Consider the following 23,329-nt stretch of genomic DNA (forward strand, 5'->3'; position numbering starts at 1 on the left):
CGCGCACAAGGGGTCAGGGCCGGTTTGCAGTGCCCACGGCGTCCGAGATCGTGGCGAACCCGTTTTCTCGGAGTCGCCTCGACAGTCCTCGATGAATGCTTTTTATCCACAGCGGACCGCCGTAGACGAAGCCCGTGTAGCCCTGCACCAGCGACGCGCCCGCAGTGATGCGCTCCCAGGCCTGTGCTTCGGTCTCTATTCCGCCGACGGAGATCAACGTCAGGCGAGTGCCCACTCGGCGGTACAGACGCCGCAGCACCTCCAGTGAGCGGTCTGCCAGCGGCGCGCCGGACAGGCCTCCGGCTCCCATTCCGGCAACCAGACCCGCCTCGGTGCGCAGACCCGCGCGCGAGATGGTCGTGTTGGTCGCCACGATGCCGTCGAGGCCGAGTTCGACGGCCAGGTCTGCCACGGCATCGATGTCCTCGTCGGAGAGGTCCGGGGCAATTTTGACCAGCACCGGCACCGTCACCACCGACTGCACCGCCACCAAAATTGGCCGTAGCGATGCCACGGCCTGTAGATCGCGGAGCCCCGGCGTGTTGGGGGAGCTGACGTTGACGACGACGAAATCTGCCAGTGGGCCGAGGAGTTCGGCGCTGGCGGTGTAATCCGCGACGGCACCGGCAGGCTCGACGATCTTGGTCTTGCCGATGTTGGCACCGATGGGAATACGGGTGCGCCGGGTTCGCACCCGCTCAGCGGCATGGGCGGCACCCTGATTGTTGAAGCCCATGCGATTGACGATCGCGCGATCGAGGGGCAACCGGAACAGTCGAGGCGTGGGGTTACCGGGTTGGCCCTGCGCCGTCACGGTGCCGATCTCGGCGAATCCGAAGCCGATCGGCTCCCATGCGTCGACGCCATCCGCGTTCTTGTCGAACCCGGCAGCAAGTCCCAAGGGTCCGGGGAAGTCGACCCCGAACACCGTCGAACGAAGGCGTGGGTCTCGAACCACGAACAGCGTTCGGGCAACGGAGCGAAGTGGCGGAATCGCCGCCACGGCACGCAGAACGCCGAAGGCGAGATGGTGTATCCGCTCCGGTGGCACGAGGAACATCACGCGCAACAGGGCGCGGTACAGACGGTCTGCCACAGTCTTCTTTCCGATCGATGCGTGCTGGATTCAACTCTTCTACTGCGATCGAACAGTACTGTCGCAGCGATCAGATACCGGGTTCCGGGACGTGGTGAGCCGTCTTCTTACGTTTGAGCAGAACGCGCCTGCTGCCGTCGGTGTAAAGACGAACCCGAGACAGCTCCCAGCCGCCGAACTCCGCTTGTATCGCCAACCGCATCGATGCCGTGACCCGGGTGACATCCGGAGGCAGCCGCAACGGAACGTACTCCCAATCGTCGGAGGGGGACACTTCCCACCCGACGGGCATCTTGGCTCGGCCCGGGGTAGAACTCTCGTGTGCGTTCACGTGCCTCCTGCACTCCTGCTGTGTTCCTGCGGACGACTGTCAGGTCAACGACTTGCGGCAGGGATGCGCTGTAGCCCGTCTCCGGTGGCCGAACCCACGTACAGGTCACCGGTGTCGGCGTCGACGGCGATCGAATCCGGCTGCCGCACCGTGGTCAACCGCTCGGCCTCCACCGGAATTCCGGTGTCGAGTGTGTACCCGACCACCTCGTTGAGTGCCGGCAATGTCACCCACACGATCCCGGACCGTTCATCGTATGCGATTGCCCAAGGCTTCGACCCGACCGGAAAACGCTGTCGCATCAACAGGTCGTGCGAGGTGAAGACGAGTAGTTCCGTGCCGGTCGAATCGGTGACCAGCAGGCGTCCGAATTCGTCGCTCGTCATCTGTGCAGCGCCTTCGCCCGCCCGCAGAGCCACGCCGAGGGTGCCGTCGTCGAGATCCAGATCGGTCACCGACGTCTGCCTGCGATCGAGAACCGAAACGCCCTTCTCCGTACTGGCCAACGCATCGGCCGAGGTCACACTGCCTCCGGAGACAGTACTGGTCACCTGACCGCTCGCGTCGAGAACGCGGACCGTGCCGGTGTCGTCGCCGACGGCGGTGGTGCCGTCCGGCAGGTCGACCGCCGACAGGGCATCGGCGTCGAGGGCCAGGTCTGTTCGCTGCCCGTCTGCTGTGTCGATTCGCGCGATTCCGCCGTCCATGGGAACGAGCACGGTGGAATCCCGGCCGGCAATCACATCTGCACCGGTGGAGCCCAGGTCGATCGCACGCGTCTGCGCCGGTGCATCTTCGCGGATCAGACTCACCGAGGTCGATTCGTCGGTGAGCGCCACGAGGGTGCGGGTGGCAGGCTCGAAAGTGAGTGCGTTCACGGGTGCAAAATCGGTGACGATTCCAGCGGGAGTCACGGCCGCCGGGGGAGACTGGGCCGGTGGCTGCGGTTCGACCGACACCTCTTCGGTGTTCTCGTCGTCGCTCGAGCACCCGCTCACCGACATCATTGTGACCACGGCGAGGGCGGATGCAACTGCCGCTCGAACCGTAGGAGCCGACGGTGTTCGCATGGGACCGAACCTACTTCCTTGGTGGCGCTGCCCTGTTGCGGCGGTGCCACATCTGTACCAGCGCGCGACGATCTCGGCGAAATCGACCGGGCGGATCGGGTGTCGAACGGCGGTGCAGGGACAAGCGGTAGCGTCATTGTCCGAGTCGAGTGCACGACATGGGAGTGGACGTGGAATCCGAGGAAGCACACTTCGTCGTCGAGGAAGTGAACGCCGGAACACATGCGAACGGGTTCGGGCGAACCGACGACGGCCGAGCGTTCGCGTTTCGAGTCGACCGCAGCACCCTGTACGTGGAGATCTACCGGGCCGACGTGCGATCCCCGGTACCCGATCGGTCGGAGGTCGAGGCGGTTGCCGAGCATTCGGTCACGGAAGTCGACCTGACGGACGAGCGCAGCATCATCGGTGTGGTGCGTGACGCCGTCGCCCACGCGCAGCACTTGTCCGATGCCTCGCAGCGAGATACAACCGCTGTTCGGTCGTTCTTCAACCGGGTCAGTTCGGTGCTGGAGGGTTTCTGACCGGGTAGGGAACACGGCGGGGAACCACCAGCTGTTCGCCGGTGTCGGGGTGATCGAAGACGTCCACGGGGTGCCCGTAGACGCGAGCGAGCCGAGCGGCGGTCAACACATCTCGCGGTGGGCCTACGGCGACCAGAAGCCCCGAGTCGAGGATCGCGACGCGATCGGCGTACGCGGCCGCAAGACCGAGATCGTGCAGCACGACGACCACGGCACGGCCTGCGGCAGCGAGTGATCGCGCCACGGCCATCACCGACTCCTGATGTCCCAGGTCGAGTGCCGCCGTTGGCTCGTCCAGCATGATGGTCGCGGTGTCCTGGGTGATGACGCGCGCCAGCGCGACCCGGGCCTGCTCGCCGCCGGAGAGCGATGCGAACGGTCGGTGCGCGAACGTCGCCACGTCGCACGCGGACATGGCTGCGGCGACGCGGGCGTCGTCGTCGTGTGCAGCCGACGTGCCGACCCACGGCGCTCGACCCATTCGAACGATCTGGTCGGCCGTGAAGGAAAACCCGACGCTGTGTTGCTGTGGCAGTACAGCCCGTCGTCTGGCCACGTCCACTGTGCGGATGCGGGGCAGCGGTTCGTCGCCCAGCAGAACCGATCCGGCGCTGGGCGCAGTGTCACCGGCCAGGACCGACAGCAACGTCGACTTGCCGGCACCGTTGGGGCCCACCAACGCCAGGATTTCGCCTGCCACCACGTCGAGGTGGACGTCGGACAACACCGTCGCGTTCCCGCGCCGTGCGAAAACTCCGCGGGCGACGAGGGTGCTCGAACCCGGTTCAGGGGTGTCCGGGATGTCGTAGCGGGTCGCGCCGATTCGCCTCCTCACGCCCAGCCGCCCTGGCGAGCACGGGTACGGCGGAGGAGCCAGAAGAAGAACGGAGCCCCAGCCAGGGAGGTCACCATGCCGAGCGGCAGGTCGACGTTCGCGACGAGGGTCCTCGTGACGAGGTCGGCGGCGAGCAGCACGACGGCCCCGGTGAGCGCGCTGGCAGGGATGAGGACGCGATGCGCGGGCCCGAGCACCATCCGCATGGCGTGAGGAACCACCAGACCCACGAACAAGATGATTCCGGTGAATGCGACCCCGGACGCCACCAGTAGGGCGACGATCACGATGGCGAACTGTCTGAGGCGCTCGACGTTCACTCCGAGATGGCGTGCTGCGTTCTCCCCGAGGGCCAACAGATCTAGTCGGCGAGCGATCGTCATCGAGGCCGTGATGCCGAGCAGCGCCAGCGGGGCGACCACAGCGACCGACTGCCAGGTTGCGCCCGCCAGGGATCCCAGTTGCCAGAACACGATCTGATCCCGGGCAGCGGGGCTGGCGACGAAGGTGAAGAACGCGATCACTCCGCCGGCGAAGGCATTGACGGCGACGCCGGTCAGGATGAGCGTCACCACTTCGGTGCGGCCGGCGTTGCGAGCGAGAATATATACGGCGACTGTGGTGACGAGACCGCCGACGAATGCTGCGAACGCCACACTCCACACGCCGGCGAAGCTGCCACCGAGGACGATGACCGACCCGGCACCGACGGCAGCGCCCGAGGACACTCCGACCACGCCGGGTTCGGCCAGGGGATTGGCGAACACACCTTGCAGCAGCGCACCCGCGCACCCGAGACACGCGCCGACGAATACTGCGAGGGTCAGTCGCGGGAACCGAACCTGCCACAGGGTCACCTCCCCGCTGGGATGCGCGGGCATCGGTCCGAGGTCGAGTCCTACCCGATGGGCGAGGCTGCCCAGAACTTCCCACGGTGTGGTCGGTACTTGCCCGACTACCGCCGAGACGAGAGCCAGGGCAATCAGCGCGACGCCCAGCGCGCCGAACGTCGCGAGAATTCTGCCGCGGTCACTGCGAGATTCGACGAGGGTGCGTCCGGTCATGGCGCCGGGTCGTACACGGCCGATGCCAGTGCGCGCAGCACCTTTCCGGTGTTCGGTCCGAAACTGAGGATGGTGCCGTCGTCCATGTCCACCACCCGGCGGTCTCGACCGGCCGGAGTCTGTGCGATTCCCGGGATCTGTTCGAGTCCCTCGATACCACCGATCGACTCCAGGCCTTTCGACATCATGAGGATCACGTCGGGTGCCGCGGAGATGAGCGCCTCGCTCGTCACCGGGACGAACTGCTCGGTCAGACCGGATTCGACACCGGCGTCCGTCGCCCCGAGGGCCTCGATCAACGCGTCTGCACCCGAGCCGGGTCCGGCGAGCATCTTGATCGCCGGACCACGCATGTAGAGGAACGCGATCTTCGGAGGTTCGTCGGATGTCGGTGTGTCGTCTGTGGCCGCGGCGATCTCGCTGGTCGCGCGTTCGGCGAGGGCGCGTCCGGTGCCGGGGACCCCGAGGGCGGCGGCCACGGCTTCGATATGGTCGGCGACCCCGGCAAGAGTGCGAGTGGGATCGAAGTAGACGAGGGGAATTCCCGCGGCGCGGATCTGGTCCTGCACTGCACGCGGACCGATGCTGGTGTCCGTGAGCACGACAGTGGGCGAGAGCTCGAGAATCCCCTCGGCACTCAACGAGTGTCCGGTCGGAGTGACGTCGGGTACATCCTGTGCTGCGGGGAAGGCCGCCGAGGTGTCGCGTCCGACCAGGTTGTCCCCGAGGCCCAGTGCGAAGACCGTCTCTGCCAGAGTGCCGTACTGGTCGGCAGCAACGATTCGACTGTTGTCCGTCACGGTGACGGCGACGCCGTCGAATCCGGTCACGGTGACGGGAAGTACCGCGGCCGGGTCGTCGGCAACGGGCTGCGGATCAGGGTCCTCGACGACCGCTGTGCGCGGGCCGACGGCCCCCGGGGATCCGGCATCGGGAGTGGTCACCGAGCAGCCGACCGACAGCGCGGCGACGACGAGCATGGCAGCGAGACGTTTGTCGATCACTACCGAAGGTTAGCCTGTCCGATGTTTGCAGTCGCCCCTGAGTTTCGGTAGGACGACCCTGTCCATCACGCGCTGACGTCGTCCAAAGCAGACGCGATGGCTGCCGGCAATTCGAGTTCTTCGGCCATCAACGCGCCCATCAGCTGGGCAAGATCGCGAGCACCCACGACCGCGCTGCTCACACCAGGCCGATCCCGAGCCCACGCCAGAGCGACGACGAGGGGAGAGGTGGCGAGCCCGTCGGCGGCGGTGACGGCGGCATCGACGATGCTGACGGCAGAATCGGTCAGGTACGCGAGGACGGACTCGGCGTGCAACTCGTCCGCGCCGCGAGAATCGGCGGGAATTCCGTTGCGATATTTGCCGGTCAGGACTCCGCCTGCCAGGGGAACAGCGGCCAGGACACCGATTCCGTGATGATGTGCGGCAGGCACCAACTCGTCCTCGATCCCGCGCGCCAGCAACGAGTACTCCGCTTGCGTGGCCACGAGCCGCCCGGCATCGGCTGCACTCGCCGCCGTCGCCAACTGCCAGCCGAGGTAGCCGCGGGCACCGGTGTAGCGCACCCGCCCGCTGGTGACGGCGTAGTCGAGGGTTGCGGCAACCTCTTCGACCGGGGTCATCGGATCCCAGGCGGCCACCTGCCACAGGTCGAGATAGTCGGTTCCGAGTTCACGAAGCGTGGCATCCAATTGGCCGAGGAGACCACGTCGGGAGCAGTCGACGTCGTATCGGCCGTGCCGCGGGCTCAGTCCGGCCGCGCTGCTGATCACGAGTTCGTGTCTCGGAACCACATCGTCGAGCAACTCGGCGAGTACTCGCTGCGCGCGGCCGTCTCCGTAGGCCGGTGAGGTGTCGACCAAAGTCCCGCCGGCATCGGCGAACGCGGACAATTGCGCTGCGGCATCGTCACCGTCGGTTCCGCTGCCCCATCCAAGGGTGCCCAACCCGAGCCTGGAGACGCGAAGTCCGCTGGTGCCGACAGATCTCTGCTTCATAGGTGCCGAATATCCTTCTGCGATTGCTCGTCGATTTCGAACTGCGGTGCCGTCCGAACTGCACTGCTGTCCGAACTGCACTGCTGTTCCAAGTGCACTGCGCTCCAACTGCACTGCTGTCCGCCAGTGCACAGTAGTGCGCCGAGCTGCGGTCCGCGACAATGCCGCGCCGCGCCGATCCACTCGGCATGAATGCGCTGCGTCGCTCGGTGTGACTGCGTCGCGTCGCTCGGTGTCGACGTCTCTCGCCGGGTACGGTCGTGCCCGTGAAAAGCGAATTCCGGGGGCGAGCCGTCGTCCACGCATCGGCAATGACCAGTCCATCCGCTTGTATGTCGGATATGTCGGTGTCGGAGTCGGGTTCCGCATGATCGACATGACGTGGCTGCAGGCGATCATCCTCGGTGCGGTGCAGGGCCTGACAGAATTTCTGCCGATCTCCTCGTCGGGGCATCTGCGCATCGTGTCCAGTGTGTTCTGGAACGAGGATGCCGGTGCCTCCTTCACCGCGGTGACCCAGCTCGGCACCGAAGCTGCTGTGCTGCTCTTCTTCTGGCGAGACATCGTCAGAATCGTCAAGGCCTGGTTCGTCGGCCTCACTGCGAAGAACGAACGCGGTCTCGACTACCGGATGGGGTGGTATGTGATCATCGCCACCATTCCCATCGGTGTTCTCGGTCTTCTCTTCAAGGATCAGATCCGAACGGGTGCGCGGAACCTGTACCTGATCGCCTTCATGCTGATCGCGTTCGCCGTGGTCATCGCGATCGCCGAGAGGTTCGGTCGTAAAGAACGACCGATCGAGAAGCTCACCACTCGCGACGGCATCGTCATGGGTCTGGCGCAGTGCCTCGCCCTGATTCCCGGAGTGTCCCGCTCCGGTGCGACGACCAGCGCCGGCCTGTTCCTCGGCCTCGAACGCGAAGCAGCAGTGCGCTTCTCGTTCCTGCTCGCGATTCCCGCCGTCACCGCCTCCGGCCTGTTCTCGTTGCCCGACGCCTTCGAGCCGGTCGGCACGGGACTGGCCGCGTCGGGTCCGCAGTTGCTGGTGGCCACGATCGTCGCCTTCGGCCTCGGGTACGCCTCGATCGCCTGGCTGTTGAAGTTCGTCGCGAATCATTCGCTGTACTGGTTCGTCGGGTACCGCATCGTGCTGGGTGTGGTGGTACTCGGGCTTCTGGCGGGCGGGGTCGTATCCGCTACGTGAGGCCCGCCTCGTTAGGCTCGTAGAAATGACAGTCATCTTGCTCAGGCACGGTCGCTCGACGTCCAATACCGCGGGCACTCTGGCGGGCCGCAGCGCCGGCGTCGAACTCGACGATCGTGGACGCGAGCAGGCGCAGGCAGTGGCGGTTCGTCTCGGCGAGCTTCCGATCGCGGAGATCATCCGTTCGCCGCTGCAGCGGTGCGAGCAGACCGTCGAGCCGTTGGCTGCCCAACTCGGGCTCTCGCCGGTGGTCGAGGAACGCCTGGTGGAAGTGGACTACGGGCAGTGGACCGGCCGGGCGATCAAGGACTTGCTCGCCGAGCCGCTGTGGAAGGTGGTTCAGCAACATCCCTCGGCAGCTGTCTTTCCCGAGGGCGAGGGTCTGGCCACGGTGCAGCAACGCGCGGTGCAAGCCGTGCGGGAACACGATGCCCGGCTGGCCGCACAGCACGGCCGGGATGTGTTGTGGGTCGCGTGCTCGCACGGCGATGTCATCAAATCGGTGCTCTCGGACGCAATGGGTGCCCACTTGGATTCTTTTCAGCGCATCGTGGCCGACCCGGCATCGATCAGTGTCGTTCGATATACCTCGACGCGGCCCTTCGTGCTCCGTACCAACGACACCGGGTCCGACCTGAGCGCGTTCATTCCCAAGGCCGAGGAGCCCAGCTCGTCGGAATCGGACGTTTCGAGTTCCTCCGACGCGGTAGTCGGTGGTGGGGCGGGCAGCTAGGGCGGTCCGTCGGGCACCGAATCCACGATCGGTGGCAGGCTGGAGAGCACGCAATACCGTCCGCGGTCGATGTGTGACCGATAATGGAGGTTCCGCGATTTGCTTCGCGTAGCTGTCCGAGTCGTTAGGAGGTGCAATGCCGCGCGCAATACACGTTTTTCGCACCCCTGATCGTTTCGTTGCCGGGACCGTTGGTGAACCGGGCGACCGAACGTTCTTTCTGCAAGCGGTGCACGACGCACGAGTGGTGTCGGTCGCGCTGGAGAAGCAGCAGGTTCAGGTCCTGGCCGATCGGGTGGGTCTGCTGCTGGAAGAAGTGCACCGCAGATTCGGTGCCGACATACCGGCCGAGGAGACGGAGTCGGTCGACTCCAGCCCGCTGCTGACCCCGATCGACACCGAGTTCCGAGTCGGCACCATGGGGCTGGGCTGGGACGCCGATGCCAATGCCGTCGTCGTGGAACTGTTGGCAGTCAGTGAGGTGGAGATCGACGAATCCGTCGTACTCGACGACACCGACGAAGGTCCCGATGCCGTACGCGTGTTCCTGACCCCGGTGCAGGCTCGTGAATTCGCAGTGCGGTCCGAGCGTGTCATCGCGGCGGGCCGCGCGCCGTGCCCCCTGTGTGGACAGCCACTGGCCCCCGAGGGACACGTCTGCATCAGAACGAACGGGTACCGCCGCGGTGCGACGTTCGGACCGGTGACCGAGGTCGACGAGTCTTGACCGTCGAACTGCCGCCGTTCGAGGGCCGCGAAACCATGGAGACCGGCGACCTCACCGTCGTCGGTCGGGTGGTGTCGGCCAGCAACGCCACGCTGGTGTGCGAGGCGGGCGAGGGCGACTCGACGGTGCGGTGCGTGTACAAACCCGTTCGCGGCGAAGTACCCCTCTGGGACTTTCCGGACGGCACTCTCGCAGGCCGCGAAGTGGCGTCGTACGAGATCTCCGAGGCCCTCGGCTGGGGCGTCATTCCGCCGACGGTTCTGCGTGACGGGCCGTTCGGACCCGGCATGGTGCAGAAGTGGATCGACACGCCCGACGATCACGCCGAGGGACGCGTCGACCTCGTCGATATCTGCCGTCCCGATCTGGTGCCGGCGGGATGGATTCCGGTACTGCAGGCGTACGACGGCGACGGCGAGGAGATCGCGCTGATCCACGCGGACGATCCGCGGTTGCAGCGGATGGCGGTACTCGACGTGATCCTCAACAATGCCGACCGCAAGGGCGGACACGCGCTGGAAGGGCTCGACGGCTACGTGTACGGGGTCGATCACGGCATCTGCTTGCACTCGGAGAACAAACTGCGGACGGTGCTGTGGGGATGGGCCGGCCAGGCGGTGGACGACGCGCTGATGCACGACGTCGTTCGTTTCGTCGAGACCTTCGATGCGGTCATCGCACCGAAACTGGCCGACAAGATCACCCTTGCCGAGACCATCGCAGTCCTCGATCGGGCGCAGGAACTGATCGCACGCCCGGTCATGCCCGAGCCTCGTTCGAGCAGACCCATACCCTGGCCCGCCTTCTGACCGGGCTCGGATAGGCTCGGCTGCATGCATTCTTGGTCGAGCCCGGAGATCCCGACTATTCCAGGACAGGGTCCAGCGCTTCGATTGTTCGACACCGCCGACCGTCAGGTCCGTCCTGTGGTTCCGGGTTCGACGGCGCGGATGTACGTCTGCGGAATCACCCCGTACGACGCCACCCACCTCGGGCATGCCGCGACGTACCTGACGTTCGATCTGATCAATCGGCTGTGGCGGGATGCCGGCATGGACGTGCATTACGTGCAGAACGTCACCGATGTCGACGATCCGCTGTTCGAGCGCGCCGATCGTGACGGCGAGGATTGGCGCGACCTGGGCGCCCGCGAGATCGAACTGTTCCGCGCCGACATGGAGGCGCTGCGCGTGATCGCACCGCGCGATTACATCGGTGCCGTCGAGTCCGTCGACGAGGTCGTCGAACTGGTGGAGAAGCTGGTGGCGTCCGGTGCGGCGTACGTGGTCGACGACGCCGAATATCCGGACGTCTACTTTCGCGCCGACGCCACCGAGCAGTTCGGCTACGAGTCCGGTTACGACCGCCCCACAATGGACAAGTTCTTCGCCGAGCGCGGTGGCGATCCGGATCGCGCGGGCAAGCGCGATCCCCTCGATGCGCTGCTCTGGCGCGCAGTACGACCGGGGGAGCCGTCGTGGCCGTCACCATGGGGTCCCGGTCGGCCCGGCTGGCACGTCGAATGCGCTGCCATCGCGCTCGACCGGATCGGAGCCGGATTCGACATCCAGGGCGGCGGAAGCGATCTCATCTTCCCGCACCACGAGTTCTCGGCCGCCCACGCCGAGGCCGCTACCGGTAACCCTCGCTTCGCGCGCCACTACGTGCACACCGGAATGATCGGGCTCGACGGCGAGAAGATGTCCAAGAGCCGTGGCAACCTGGTGTTCGTCTCGAAGCTGCGCGCCGACGAGGTCGATCCGGCCGCCGTACGCCTCGGACTGCTGGCAGGCCACTACCGACAGGATCGTCCGTGGTCCGACGAGGTCCTCGAACGGGCCCACACTCGTCTGGCGCTGTGGCGTCGGGCCGCTGCGCTCGAGAGCGCGGCATCGGCCGACGACGTGATCAACCGACTCCGTCAGCATCTGGCTGACGACCTCGATACTCCCAAGGCGCTGGATGCACTGGACGCGTGGGCGAGCTTCGCAGTCGAGCGCGGTGGATCGGATGCGAGTGCGCCCGGCGCTTTCGCCGAGGCCGTCGACGCGCTGCTCGGAGTGCCACTGCGCTGATCGTGTTCCGCGCTGGGACCTACGAGCCAGGTCCCCGTCGCAGATCGGTCAGCAGATCCGGGATCAGACGTTCTTCCATGACTGCTCGGCCCGAGTCGCGAAGGGCTGCAGCCAGTTCCGGGTCCCATGGGCTGTCCGTCGGATGGCCCTTGAGCGGTTCGGAATTTCGGGCGTCGAGTGCGTGTCGGTAGGCATCGATGTCCATTCGCCACGGCACAGCGTCGTACCGGGAGATTGCTCGGGCCACCATGTGCAGTCCGGCCCAGTCGAAATCGGCGCGCCAACGGATCGCGGTCCCTGCAGCGGCGGATGCCAGGAGTCGATGCACGGCGGCGGAGGGGTGACCGTCGGTGCAGATCAGACTCGCGCAGTTCGCGCCGAGGGTTCGAGCCGCAGCGGTGAGCACCGCAACGTTCTCGCAGACGAACACGGTGGACGAGGTGTTGGTGAGTGTGCCGCGCGAGAGCATGTCCACCGTGACGGGAAAGGGGATGCCCTCGTCCGCGGCCTCGTTCAGCCACCGTGCCACGGTGTGGGTTTCCTGCACGCGGTACCCGAGTACCAGAACGCGGCTGGACACCGCGTCGACCGACACACCCGCCGTTTCCCACAGCGTTCTGATGCCCACCGGGTCGACCGGGCGAGGTACGTTCTCGCGCAACGACAATGCGTCGAGAACCAGTTTCGGGGCACCGCCTCCCGCGAGCGCCTTGGTGTCTCCGCAGGCCAGCTCCGCGAGCTCGGTCAGCGACATCCCGTCGACCGGGAGCAACGCCAGGACCTGCGTGGCCACGTCGAGCGCGTCGACCGCGACGCGACCGCCGAGCGTGCCGTCCTGATTGAGCAGCGACGCGATCCAGTACTCGATCCACTCCCGATCGGTACCGCCGCCGAGGACCTCCCTCGTCCGGTCGAGGGCATCGGCACGTACCTGAGCCTTGTCCGCAGCGATGCGCTTCTTGTCGTTCAGGGGAGCCTTCTCGGACAGGGTATCGATCAGACCGAGCCCGCCGTTGAGCGGATGACTCAGCCACGCGTCGAACCGCTCGAGGTCGAGTTTGGTGCTCCGCGCCCGTGAATGCAGACTCGAGTTGGACCTGGAGATCGCGCTGCACAGTCGCCACAGTTCCGGCGCGTCGCTCAGGTCGACGGTGATGTTCCCGCCGACGCGAAGCCAGTTCGACTCCAACTTCTTTCGGGCAGCGTCCAGGAGCGCCGCCAATTCGACGCTGCCTCGCCACTCGCTGTTACCGGTCAAACTCCAACCCACCTTCGGTTCGGGTGGGCACGCGGCGGGTCAGCGGTGATCCGAGTGCGGCAGCGAGGTCGGTGCCGTCGTGCTCGGCGAAGAGTTCGCCGTTCTCCCACACCAGAAGAGCTGCGCTGACGGTGTTCTCGGCTGTCGAGTGCGCCAGATCGTAGTGTGCGCAGCCGGGGACGTCCCCGTAGGTGATCCACAGGTCGTATCCGGTCATGAACAGGTCGAGATCGAACTGCACACTCAGGCCGAGCAATTCGCTGCGGCCGTTGTCGTCGACACCGGCGAACGCCTCGTCCAGCGCCAGCAGGCGGGGGGAGTGCGGATCCGCGGACGAGAGCATCACGTGTGCGGCGGCGAACAGGGGCAGGTGCAGCGACACCGATTGTTCTCCGCCCGAGAGTGCACTGTGGCGGGCGACAGTCAGGCGATCCTCGTTGCCGTCGCCGCTGATGAGCGTGAAGGCGAACACGCGCCACCGGCGATAGTCCAGTGTCGTGGAGAGGATCTCGGGGTAGGACCGTTCCGGATGTGCCGCGCGAGCAACTCTGATCTCCGACGCGAAGTGGGCCCGCATCGCGGCCAGATCGTCCTGGTTCAACGCCGAGGCGTCCCTGTCCAACAGTTTGGACACCGCCCGGGCCCCGTCATCGAGATTGTCCGCCAGCACCCAGTGCACACCGATCGTGTTGCCCGAGGACATGCGGCGTTGCTTCATCTCGGCGGACATCTGCGCGATCAATTCGCGGGCGTCGACGGTTCTCTCGTGAATCTGCTGCGCCAGGCCGGTCAGCAGCGCATCTTCGAGAATGCGACGCTCCTGCTCGGTCAGCAGCAACTCCTGATCGGCCCGGGCCGCGCCGATTCGGTCGGCGAAATCTCCGACCGACGAGTAGCCCTGCTCGTCCTGAACGCGGACCACGGTCAACCCGTCCGGTGCATCCCACTGCAGGCGGTAGTCCTGGCCCGATGCGGCGAGTTGCGAGTCGAACTCCTGCAGCGCACTCGTCAGCGCCGTCCGGGTCGACTTCCGGCTCGAATCGCTGACTTTCACCGACGCGGTTGCCGCATCGAGTGCCGAATGCAGTGCGCGCACCACTTCTGGAAGCACCGGAACCTCGTCATCGGGTCCGTCGGCCTGCTGCACTCGATACAAAATCTGTTCGACGGTCAGCCACGCCGAGTCGCTGGCCGGCCAAGCGTACGTCTGCTCGACACCGAGGATGCCGAGCAGATCCTTGCGGGCGTAAGGTGCGAGTCGCACGGCGTCGCCCAGGGTTTCGGTGACGGCACCGCGTAAGCTCTCCAGCGCAGTGTTGCAGGCTCCCTCGGCCTTGCCGATCGCTTCGCCGGCCTCCTTGTCCGCTTTACGTGCGGCGCGCTGCTCGGCTCGGCATTTCTCGATGCGTTCGCGCGCGTTCTCGAGATCGGTGTCGATCTGTTCGGCGGTGGCACCGAGCTTCTCGCTCAGAAGCTCGAGGCGTTGCACCTGCTGTCGGTAGTTCTCGTCGGCTATCGCAGCTTCCTCGGCGAGCTCCTCGGCCAGACCGCTCGCTTCGTCGAGCCGGTTGGCCGCTTCGCGAGCGCGTTCTGCTTCGCGGGTGTGATCCCCACGCTTGCGGATCACCACCGAGCCTTGATGCTCGAAATGCCGGATCGCTGCGGCGAGGGCATCGATGTCTCGACCGATGTGTGGGGTGCGGTGAGCCACAGCGACGGTGCGCAGCTGCTTCTCCTTCGCCGACAGGTCTGCGATGGCCTGGTCGAACTCGCGGTCGGCCGCTGCAGACCCCTCCTTGGAGGTGCGCAGCGCTCCTGCGGCCGCAATGACGGCGCGTTGTGCTTTCACTATGGCCGAGACACGAGGCAGTTGTTTGGCGGCCGCAGCCAGTGCCTGAACCAACTCACGCGTAGCTCGCTCCTCGGCAGTAGCTGCTTCGAGTGCGGCTGTCGCGGTATCGATCGCTGTGCCGAGTTCGGCAATACGTTGCTCGCGCCGACGCGCCCGCGCCGTCGCACCGATGTACTCGGCGTCGGGCTTGGTGTGGCACCCCTGCTGTACACCCTGCCAATACCGACCGTCGATGCCGACCGAGACGGCGCTTCTCGATGATTCTTGATCCTGTTGTACCACAACCGAATTCAGAAACTCGAGAATTCGGGCTTCCGATACGGCTGTTCCGGGCTCCGGTTCGAGGACGGATGCCAACGTGGTCCCGGTCGGCCTGACGGCCTCCGGTAACGGTGCAAGGTACTGCTCCGAGCTCGAATCGACGGGGAAGTCCGCGGTCGGGTGGAGCCAACCGTCGAGCAGATTCGCCGCCTGCAGAGCGGATTCGATCCCTGCTGCGTCGGCGGGGGAGACCGAGTCCGTGAACCGAACCAGCTGCCACAGAGGAGCACCCGAGAGTTCGACGCGAGAGTCCGTTCGGGCCGCGAACGGCGGCGGCGCGTCGTCGCGTTCGGCCCGGACCAGGGACAGTTCGTCACGTAGCGCGTTCAGCTCGGCCGTGCGGGTCGACACGTCGACGCGTGCCTGTGCCTGACGGGCTCGCAGTGCATCGACCCCGTCTGCCGTCCGGTCGGCCAGCACCGACTCCAAACTCGGAGCATCGTCGTCGCCGATGCCCGCCAACGCCGCGTCGAGGGCCTCGAACGCTGCGGAGGTGATACCGGCCGAGGAGTAGAGAGCCGAATTGGCCGACCACCAGGCCCGCAGTCCCGAAGCGAACTGCGCCTTCTCCAGATCGACGGTCGCCTCGGCCTCGGTGACAGCAGCCGACGCTGCCTCGAGCATCTCGCGAGCCTTCGATGCGGCCTTCTCCGCGCGAGAGCGTTCCGTCGACGCCTTCTCGACGGTTCCCAGTGCCTCGCGTACCGCCCGAACGTCTCCGTCGCGCTCCTCGGCATGGCCGCGCAGAGCGGTACTGATCTGATCACTACGGGCTGTTCCGGGCAATGGAGTCCAGACGATCCCGGCATCCTCGGCTGCAGTCTGCAGTTCCTCCTCGGCGCGGGTCACCCCGGCTACGGACTCACGGAGGGCGGAATCGGCCCGCGCTGCCTCGGTGGTGCGCTGTTCCAGTTCGGCCTGCGCCTTGCGGGCGCGGTCGGCTTGCTGGGCGGTCGAGATCTCCAGCTTCGCGGCGGATTCGGCCAGGTCGTCCAGCTGCTGCTTGCCCTCGTAGGCGCTCGAGCGCTGCAGGGTCTCGCGGTCTGCGACGGCCTGATCGAGTGCGCGTTCGGCCTCGTCGAATCGAGTTTCCGCAGCCGCCCGTTCCAGCAGACGCCGCTCCTTCAGAGCGGCAGCGGCGAAGTGTGCGGTGGTCGCATGGGTGACCGTCTCGAGCCGGCGCGAGAAATGCTCGACATCCGAACGAGTTTGCACCCGAAGGTATTTGGAGTACACCGAGACGAAGTTCTTGGCGGCGTGGTCGGCTTGCCCCAGCCCTTCGAGCGCCCGGCCCACCTCCTCCATGTCGCTGAAGGAGCGCGCTGCCTCGAGCACCAGCTGCTCGTCCAACGGACGCAGGCCGTCGGTCAACGCCTGCGAAAGTCCCTTGGGGTCGAGGTTCTTGGCCAACTGCGGGCGGCGAAGGGTAAGAATGAGATTGATCAGCTGGTCGTATCGTTGCGCGCCCAGCCCGAACATGCGGGCATCGATAGCAGCGCGATAGTCCACCGGGCGATCGGTCAACGCGTCGGTGCCCAGCTGCTCACCGAGTTGCTTCTTCGTCAACGGCCGGTCGTCGGAACCCAACAACGAGAAGTCGACGCCCACTCGGCCGTCGGCCACGAAGTACCAGCGCGTCACCTTGTCGTTGTGACGGCTCGCGCGCATCCCGATTCCGACCGTCACCGATTCGGGGTCCTCGCGCGAACCGCGGCCGAACTCCATCCACACGTAGGAGTGCGCGCTCTCCTGCCCTCGGTAGAGCAGGTTGGACTTCATCGTCCGCTCTTCTCCGGCAAAAGGATTGAGCCGCCGTGGTTCGATTCGGCCGTCGAGGACGAACGGGAACAGCACCTCGAGCGCCTTGGTCTTGCCGGATCCGTTGGGACCACGCAGTACCAGGCGACCGTCGGCGAAGGAGAATTCCTGATCGCGGTAGTCCCACAGGTTGACGATTCCTGCTCGCGTCGGCCGAAAGCGTGTCGAGTGTGCGGTCATCTACTCAAGCCTCTACTTCGGACGGTTCGTTGATGTCGGACTGTGGGGTGCCGGGTCGTTGTTCGGTACCGAACAACGAGTCCTGCGGCGTTCGATCGCGCACGCTGACCACCACGTCTCGGTAGCGTGCGATTACCGGCAGCACCAGGACGCCGCCGGACACACTGTGCACCAATCGAAGACGATGCAGCAGTGCGACCGCCCGTAACCGCAGGCCGTCCCGATCGGTCTGCCACTGCGCCGCGAAGGTGCGGCCGAAGCGTTCGACGAGATCGTCGACGATCGTTGTCAGCCAACTGGCCTCGATCAACGGGTACAGATTCTTCTCTTCCGCATCGTCGAATGCCGTTGCATCGGAGCCGAACCCGAACTCGGCGAGATCGCCGAAAATTCCGCCGTCGGGAATTGCGCTGTCCAACTGCTCGATCAGGGCGTCACCGCCCGGAAGGGGGTAGGTCGCCAGCGCTGGTGCATCGGGATCGATCACCCGGTCCGAGATCTCGCCCGCAATCAATAACGCGACCTGGGCGATGGTTCCGGTGCTGGGGAATCGGTGATCCGAGAGCCGTCCCGAGGTGTCGATAAGGGCTAACCCCTCGGCGCGCCGCTCGGCGACGAGGCCGGTCAGCAACTCGACGTCGGCGACGGTGCGCGGCGCTGCCAGGGCGGTGCGGCCATCCCGGTCGAGATCGTCGAGGTAGACGACAGGTTGCTCGACCAACGCTCGGCGGACCGCACGCACAGTTTCCTTCGGGTCCACCTCGCGCCCCGATTCGACGTTGACCCCGAGCTCGGAATTCTCCGAATCCATCGGGACATCCGAGCCGGCGAGCAAGCCGCGAATCGATCGCAGATGCTGCACGGCGCGTGGCGGCCGAAACAGGGCGACCACGACGGGACGGTCGATGTCGTAGAGCGCCTCGCCTGCAGACGGGTTGTTGGCCCAGCCGGTCGCGTCGCCGTCGGCCAACGCGATGGCGCCGCGGGTCGCGAGCCAGCCGATCGCGTCGACGAATGCATCTCGATCGCTTGCTCGGTCGGTCGTCAGCTCGACTCCGTCGACCTGACTCGCTTCGGCCGCAACGTGATCGGCGAGTTCGGACAGAGTGATCTGGTTGCCCGCCCGACCGAGCGCCGCGAGCGCCAAGGCCAGATACGCGTATCTACGGCGGTCGAAGATTCGATCGGTGGACGTGCGCGCGGGTTGACTGCCGTCGAGTGCGTCGATCACCGGGAACAGTCGGGCGGTGGTCTCGGTGACCTCGAGGCGATACCCGAACAGCTCGAGCAGGTCTTCGCGCAACTCGGTGGCCCATCTGCGCAGCAGCGGCAGCGCGATCCGATCGGGGTACGTCGTGGTCACCAGGTGATTCGACAGCGCCACTCGGGCAGCTCGTTGGTAGGAATCGAGTGCGAGGGTGGAGATTTCGCGTGCCCTCATCGGCGTGCGACCTCACTGACATCGAGCGCGAGGCGGTCCAGGTGCAGTCGGCCGCGAGTGGTTCGCACGATCGTCGAACGATCACTGTCGCTCAACCTCAGGCGCACGCCGCTGTCCGATCCGGACGAGTCGGAGGTGCGTCCGCTCACGCGGACCCGCGCGGTCAACGCAGCGTTCAACAGACCGAGCAGCACCTCGGTCTCCTGCTCGTCGAGAATTCGGTCGTGGATTCCGGCCGAGGCGAGCGACTGCGCTGCGGCGCTGCGTGATCGCTGCGACTCGAGTTGCTGCTCTCTGAGCCGCCGGATGCCACCGTCGTTGCGCTGCACTCGTCCAGGAACACCGGGGGTGGGGGTACGTCCGGTCTCGGCCAGGGTGCGCGAGATCTCGACCGGCGGTGCCTCCCACCACGATCGGGACGTGGAGATGGTGTCGGCGTCGGGATGGACCATCGACAGGTGTCGGGGTCGGCCGAGGCCGAACACGGCGTGGAACAGGGCGTGAGCGCTGTCCTCGGTAGGTGCGGCAGCGAACCACCCGGCCAGGTGGCGCAACTGGCTCTCGCGACTGACTCCGCCCTTGCGGGTCTCGGTGACGCGCCGCAGCAGCGACAACACGGCAGCGATCGCGCTCATCGTGCCCTCGCGGAGGCGCTCGGACTCGCTGAGTTCCGACTCGGCCGAGACGAACCAGTGCGAGAGACCGGCCCAGCGATCGGTCCAGTCGGCGCGGCGTTCGGCGACGGTGAGAAAGACGCGTTCGTCGCTGATCGCGGCTCGCTCGACGAGGTCCTCGATCCCGGTGCTCTCGACGAGCGCGATAGCCTCGGCGAGCTTGGGGGCGTAGCGGGTCAGATCGGAGCTGAACTCACGCATGTGCGTGAGCAGGGCGTCCTTGTGCACCAGAAACGACTCCGGCGTGATCTCGGTGGTGCGTACGAGGTCGCCCAGGACCAGGTAGAAGTGCGCGGCGCGGGTCGCCATCTCCGACAGTGTCGAATCGAGTCGGCTGAGCTTGCGGTAGATGCGGTCGCCGTCGGCCTGACGGTTCGCCTCGGCCAGCTCGTGCATGTCGGCCAGTAACTCGGGCAGCACCAGCCGCGACAGTGACGCGTCGTCCAGTCGGGCACCGAGCACGTCCTCGACCGCGCGGTACGCCTTGTAGCCTGCCTGACCGAACTGGTAGACGAAGTGCCGATTGCGGTACTCGGCGAGGGTTGCGGCCCTGGTGCCGTCGTAGCTGCGTTCGAGCAGGCCCCAGGCGTGGAGCTGATCGAGTAGTGGTGCGATGTCGAGGGCGGTGAGAGCGTCGAGCCGGCCGGGGTTGCGCGCGATGAGGTCGGCAACATCAGCCGAGTGCAGCAGCACCACGTAGTTCGCTCGTGCGGTGTCGAATGCGCGAAGAACGGCCAGGTACTCGGAGCGCTTTTCGGCCACGGCGAACGAGAAGAGACCGAGGCGATCCTCCTGCACGAACGCGTTCACGACTCCCAGCCGTGCGTCCTCGCCTGATTCGCTCACTGGAACAGGGTAGGGGGTCAGGCTCTCGGTTGTTCAACCATGCCGGTTAAAGCTGTATGGTCACTTTTCCGTCCACCACTGCGGCGGGGTAAGTGCGCACCGAGTCGATGCCGCTGGGGCAGGTGCCGTCGTCGAGCGAGAACGCGTACTGGTGCAGCGGGCACACGACGATGGACCCGTCGATCTGACCATCGGCCAAGGGGCCGCCTCGGTGCGGGCAGACCGCATCCATGGCCCGTACCGAGCCGTCGCCGAGCAGGAACACCGCAACCTGTCTACCGTCGACCACATAGGCGCGCCCCTCGCCGGGTGTCAGGTCTTCCACGGCCCCGACCGGCACGCTCATCGGACCGGCACCTGCGGCAGCGGAAGCAGGGGCAGTGACGGGGTGAACTGGGCGGGCGATTTGGGTGCCGCGCGATCCTGCCAAGGGTCGATGTACCCGTCCACCGATGTCTGCACTCGCTCGTCGAGTCCGGCGACGATGCCGTCACGGTCCTCGATGAGCGCGCTCTGTAGTTCTTCCAGGCCGATCCGCGGAACCCAGGCGTAGGTTCGCTCGAGCCACTGGGCGTTCTCACGGTAGTGCTGGATGAACCTGCCTGCCACGGTCACAACCTCCTCGGCTCCTGTCACGGTGGCCAACAGATCTCCCTTGCGGATGTGAGCCCCGGCCGCGCCGCCGACGTAGATCTCCCACCTGTCCTCACCGACCGAGACGACGCCGAAGTCCTTGCACAGCGCCTCCGAGCAGTTCCGCGGGCAGCCGGCGACCGCGAGTTTGAGTTTCGCGGGAGTCTCCAAGCCCTGGAATCGCTCTTCGAGCGCGATGCCCAGTGCCGTCGAATCGCCGAGACCGAAGCGGCAGAAGTCGCTGCCCACGCAGGTCTTCACCGTGCGCATGCTCTTGCCGTAAGCGAAGCCCGAGGGCATGTCCAGATCGCCCCACACCTTCGGCAGGTCCTCCTTCTTGATCCCGAGCAGGTCGATTCGCTGTCCGCCGGTGACCTTGACCAACGGAACGTGATATTTGTCTGCGACGTCGGCGATCTTGCGCAACTGATCCGGGGTCGTGACGCCACCCTTCATCTGCGGCACGACCGAGAAGGTGCCGTCCCGCTGAATGTTGGCGTGTACTCGGTCGTTGATGAACAGTGCGCCGCGTTCGTCCACCCAATCCGGGCCCCACACCGTCCGCAACAGGGAGGCCAGCGGCATCTTGGCGGCGGCGTCCTCGAGACCGTCCGTTGCCAGTGCCGTGAACACGTGCGACACCGCTCGAAGGTTCTGCGCTCGAACGGCGTCGATCAGTTCCGGTTTGGTCATCGGGATACACGGCACGTACCAGTCCGCGGTCGGGTCTGCTTCGACGGCACCGCCCGCTGCGCACGCGATGATGTCCTTCACCAATCCCTTGCAGGACCCGCACCCCTTGCCCGCACGGGTCTTCGCAGTCACATCGATCAGGTTCTTGGCCCCGGCATGCACGCACGCCACGATGGCACCCTTGGTGACGCCGTTGCAGTTGCACACCTGAACGTCGTCGGCCAGTTCGGCGGCTCCTGTTGCCGCAGAGGGCGTTCCCATATCGAAGAGCATGCTGATGCGCTCGTCGGGCAGCGGCACCTTCTCGTCGAACGCCTGGGTGAGAAAGTTGGCCTTGGAGATGTCGCCCAGCAGAGTGGCACCGACGAGCTTGTTGTTCCGCACGATGACCGATTTGTAGGTGCCACTACGGGGTTCGTAGAACTGCACGAACTCGTCGTCGTCACGCTCGGGCGAGGTGATGCCCATCGACGCGACGTCGACTCCGGCCACCTTGAGCTTGGTCGTCAGACGCGAACCATGATATGCCGCAGCAGGATTCGCTCCGGTGAGTACATCGGCCAAGACGGCGGCCTGCTCCCACAGCGGCGCAACGAGACCGTAGACCTCGCCGCGATGCTGGCAGCACTCGCCGACGGCATAGATCGAACCCTCGTCCTCGCAACGCAATTGGTCGTCGACGACGATCCCTCGCTCGATCACCAACCCGCCGGCGCGGGCGAAATCGACGCTGGGGCGAATGCCTGCGGTGACGACGACCATGTCTGCATCGAGCGAGGTGCCGTCATTAAAACCGACGCCGATGACGGTGCCGTCGTCCGACCGCACCACCGAGGTGGTCCGCTTGGAGGTGTGCACGCCGACGCCGAGCGACTCGATCTTGTTCCGTAGGACCCGCCCACCACGCTCGTCGAGTTGCTGGTTCATCAGGTGACCGGGGGAGTGCACCACGTTCACGTCCAGCCCCTGCGTCCGTAGTCCGTACGCCGCCTCGAGACCGAGCAGACCACCACCGATGACCACGGCCGAGACGTCGTCGCGCGACTGCGCCATCTGCAGCATGCCGTTGGTGTCGGCGATCGTGCGGAATCCGAACACCCCACGTGCCAGTCTGCCGTCGGACTCGCGCAGACCGTCCATGTTCGGGAAGAACGTAGTGCTACCGGTGGCGATGATCAGTACGTCGTAGTCGACGGACCGACCGCTTTCGCAGACAACCGTTTTGGAGAACCGGTCGAGCGACACGGCTCGATCGCCCACGTGCAACGTCACGCCGTTCTCGCTGTACCAACTCATGGGGTTGAGAACGAGATTCTCGTCGTCGACGGTGACATCACCGGACAACACGTGGGAGAGCATGATGCGGTTGTAGTTGCCGTACGGTTCGTCGCCGATCATCGTGATGTCGAACAGCGAGCTGCCGTCTCGCTCGAGGATCTGCTCGACCGTCCGGGCGCCGGCCATTCCGTTGCCGATCACCAGCAATCGCTGTTTTCCCGCAGTCATCAGACCAGCACCAGACCGAAGTCGACGACGACCTCTCCGCCGGTTCCGGCAGGGGCCGCGATCACCAGCTCGAGCACGGTATCGGGATCGACGTCCTCGACGACCCGCAACGGAATGTTGACGCCACTCTTGGCTCCCATCGGGAACATACGCATCGGGCTGCCGTCGCGCAGCAAGGTCACGACCACCAGTTCATCGCTCGAATTACCGCCCCGAAAGTACAGCGGCTGGGCCGTCACCCCCTCGGGGACGACGAAACTCAGGCTGGGATCGATCAACTCGGGCTTGTCCAGACCGTTGCCGGAAAAGGAGAAGACGCCTTGCAGAAATCGCGGTGTGCTGGCCATACCCACGAGGTTGCGGTGTCGGGGTGACGCCACCGCTGCGGTGACGTTACGTCGGCATCAGAAAGACCTCACCGGGCCCCGATCCATGGTGTGCGC

Annotated in this window: 20 protein-coding genes; 6 read left to right on the forward strand and 14 right to left on the reverse strand. The window is 65.9% G+C overall.

Going from position 1 to position 23,329, the window contains the following annotated elements; all coding sequences use genetic code 11:
- Positions 1-13: 13 nt before the first annotated feature.
- The 3 genes from ACIGGF_RS05030 to ACIGGF_RS05040 form a co-directional block, all read right to left on the reverse strand.
- The gene (locus tag ACIGGF_RS05030) at positions 14-1,084 is read right to left on the reverse strand and encodes a quinone-dependent dihydroorotate dehydrogenase (RefSeq protein WP_397520446.1); all 1,071 of its coding nucleotides are present in this window, start codon (positions 1,082-1,084) and stop codon (positions 14-16) included.
- A gap of 82 nt (positions 1,085-1,166) precedes the next feature.
- Positions 1,167-1,388, reverse strand: a complete 222-nt coding sequence (locus ACIGGF_RS05035; RefSeq protein WP_397520447.1) for a DUF5703 family protein — start codon at positions 1,386-1,388, stop codon at positions 1,167-1,169.
- 83 nt (positions 1,389-1,471) lie between these two features.
- Positions 1,472-2,497 (reverse strand): YncE family protein, encoded by a 1,026-nt coding sequence (locus tag ACIGGF_RS05040; RefSeq protein ID WP_397520278.1) that lies wholly within the window; start codon positions 2,495-2,497, stop codon positions 1,472-1,474.
- 158 nt (positions 2,498-2,655) lie between these two features.
- On the opposite strand from ACIGGF_RS05040, the gene ACIGGF_RS05045 reads away from it, so the two are divergent.
- On the forward strand, positions 2,656-3,021 hold the full coding sequence (locus tag ACIGGF_RS05045) for a hypothetical protein (RefSeq protein WP_397520279.1): 366 nt from the start codon (positions 2,656-2,658) through the stop codon (positions 3,019-3,021).
- Here the strand turns inward: ACIGGF_RS05045 and ACIGGF_RS05050 are convergent.
- From ACIGGF_RS05050 to ACIGGF_RS05065, 4 genes are all read right to left on the reverse strand, one after another.
- Entirely contained in the window at positions 2,996-3,862 is an 867-nt protein-coding gene (locus ACIGGF_RS05050; protein WP_397520448.1) for a heme ABC transporter ATP-binding protein, read from the reverse strand. The genes ACIGGF_RS05045 and ACIGGF_RS05050 overlap by 26 nt on opposite strands.
- Positions 3,853-4,920 (reverse strand): FecCD family ABC transporter permease, encoded by a 1,068-nt coding sequence (locus tag ACIGGF_RS05055; protein ID WP_397520280.1) that lies wholly within the window; start codon positions 4,918-4,920, stop codon positions 3,853-3,855. Before ACIGGF_RS05055 ends, ACIGGF_RS05050 begins: the two co-directional genes overlap by 10 nt.
- Positions 4,917-5,900, reverse strand: a complete 984-nt coding sequence (locus ACIGGF_RS05060) for a hemin ABC transporter substrate-binding protein (protein WP_397520449.1) — start codon at positions 5,898-5,900, stop codon at positions 4,917-4,919. Before ACIGGF_RS05060 ends, ACIGGF_RS05055 begins: the two co-directional genes overlap by 4 nt.
- An 89-nt stretch (positions 5,901-5,989) precedes the next feature.
- A complete protein-coding gene (locus ACIGGF_RS05065) occupies positions 5,990-6,922 on the reverse strand; it encodes an aldo/keto reductase (RefSeq protein ID WP_397520281.1) in 933 nt (310 codons plus the stop codon).
- A gap of 376 nt (positions 6,923-7,298) precedes the next feature.
- Between ACIGGF_RS05065 and ACIGGF_RS05070 the strand changes: the two genes are divergently transcribed.
- From ACIGGF_RS05070 to mshC, 5 genes are all read left to right on the forward strand, one after another.
- Positions 7,299-8,129 carry an undecaprenyl-diphosphate phosphatase gene (locus ACIGGF_RS05070; RefSeq protein ID WP_397520450.1) on the forward strand — a complete coding sequence of 277 codons (831 nt, stop codon included), beginning with the start codon at positions 7,299-7,301 and terminating at the stop codon, positions 8,127-8,129.
- Positions 8,130-8,154: 25 nt separating this feature from the next.
- Positions 8,155-8,862, forward strand: coding sequence for a histidine phosphatase family protein (locus ACIGGF_RS05075; protein WP_397520282.1), 708 nt, complete (start codon positions 8,155-8,157; stop codon positions 8,860-8,862).
- A 136-nt stretch (positions 8,863-8,998) separates the two neighbouring features.
- A complete protein-coding gene (locus tag ACIGGF_RS05080) occupies positions 8,999-9,589 on the forward strand; it encodes a DUF3090 domain-containing protein (RefSeq protein WP_397520283.1) in 591 nt (196 codons plus the stop codon).
- Between the two features lie 35 nt (positions 9,590-9,624).
- The gene (locus ACIGGF_RS05085) at positions 9,625-10,398 is read left to right on the forward strand and encodes an SCO1664 family protein (RefSeq protein WP_397520451.1); all 774 of its coding nucleotides are present in this window, start codon (positions 9,625-9,627) and stop codon (positions 10,396-10,398) included.
- Between the two features lie 24 nt (positions 10,399-10,422).
- Entirely contained in the window at positions 10,423-11,664 is a 1,242-nt protein-coding gene (gene mshC, locus ACIGGF_RS05090) for a cysteine--1-D-myo-inosityl 2-amino-2-deoxy-alpha-D-glucopyranoside ligase (RefSeq protein WP_397520284.1), read from the forward strand.
- Between the two features lie 19 nt (positions 11,665-11,683).
- Here mshC and ACIGGF_RS05095 read toward each other — a convergent pair whose 3' ends face one another.
- The 7 genes from ACIGGF_RS05095 to ACIGGF_RS05125 all read right to left on the reverse strand — a co-directional run bounded on the left by ACIGGF_RS05095 (position 11,684) and on the right by ACIGGF_RS05125 (position 23,233).
- Positions 11,684-12,922, reverse strand: a complete 1,239-nt coding sequence (locus tag ACIGGF_RS05095) for a DUF2399 domain-containing protein (RefSeq protein WP_397520285.1) — start codon at positions 12,920-12,922, stop codon at positions 11,684-11,686.
- Positions 12,912-17,093 (reverse strand): TIGR02680 family protein, encoded by a 4,182-nt coding sequence (locus tag ACIGGF_RS05100; RefSeq protein ID WP_397520286.1) that lies wholly within the window; start codon positions 17,091-17,093, stop codon positions 12,912-12,914. The genes ACIGGF_RS05095 and ACIGGF_RS05100 overlap by 11 nt, the downstream gene beginning before the upstream one ends.
- Positions 17,094-17,097: 4 nt before the next feature.
- Entirely contained in the window at positions 17,098-18,534 is a 1,437-nt protein-coding gene (locus tag ACIGGF_RS05105) for a DUF2398 family protein (protein WP_397520287.1), read from the reverse strand.
- On the reverse strand, positions 18,531-20,018 hold the full coding sequence (locus tag ACIGGF_RS05110; RefSeq protein WP_397520452.1) for a TIGR02677 family protein: 1,488 nt from the start codon (positions 20,016-20,018) through the stop codon (positions 18,531-18,533). Before ACIGGF_RS05110 ends, ACIGGF_RS05105 begins: the two co-directional genes overlap by 4 nt.
- A gap of 82 nt (positions 20,019-20,100) precedes the next feature.
- Positions 20,101-20,400: a Rieske (2Fe-2S) protein gene (locus ACIGGF_RS05115; RefSeq protein ID WP_397520288.1), complete on the reverse strand. Its 300-nt coding sequence runs from the start codon at positions 20,398-20,400 to the stop codon at positions 20,101-20,103.
- Positions 20,397-22,886 carry a nitrite reductase large subunit NirB gene (gene nirB / locus ACIGGF_RS05120; RefSeq protein ID WP_397520289.1) on the reverse strand — a complete coding sequence of 830 codons (2,490 nt, stop codon included), beginning with the start codon at positions 22,884-22,886 and terminating at the stop codon, positions 20,397-20,399. The genes ACIGGF_RS05115 and nirB overlap by 4 nt, the downstream gene beginning before the upstream one ends.
- A complete protein-coding gene (locus tag ACIGGF_RS05125; RefSeq protein WP_397520290.1) occupies positions 22,886-23,233 on the reverse strand; it encodes a molybdopterin oxidoreductase in 348 nt (115 codons plus the stop codon). Before ACIGGF_RS05125 ends, nirB begins: the two co-directional genes overlap by 1 nt.
- Positions 23,234-23,329: the final 96 nt, after the last annotated feature.

The organism is Rhodococcus sp. NPDC078407 (assembly GCF_044542515.1).
In the GTDB taxonomy this organism is placed as follows: Bacteria; Actinomycetota; Actinomycetes; order Mycobacteriales; family Mycobacteriaceae; genus Rhodococcoides.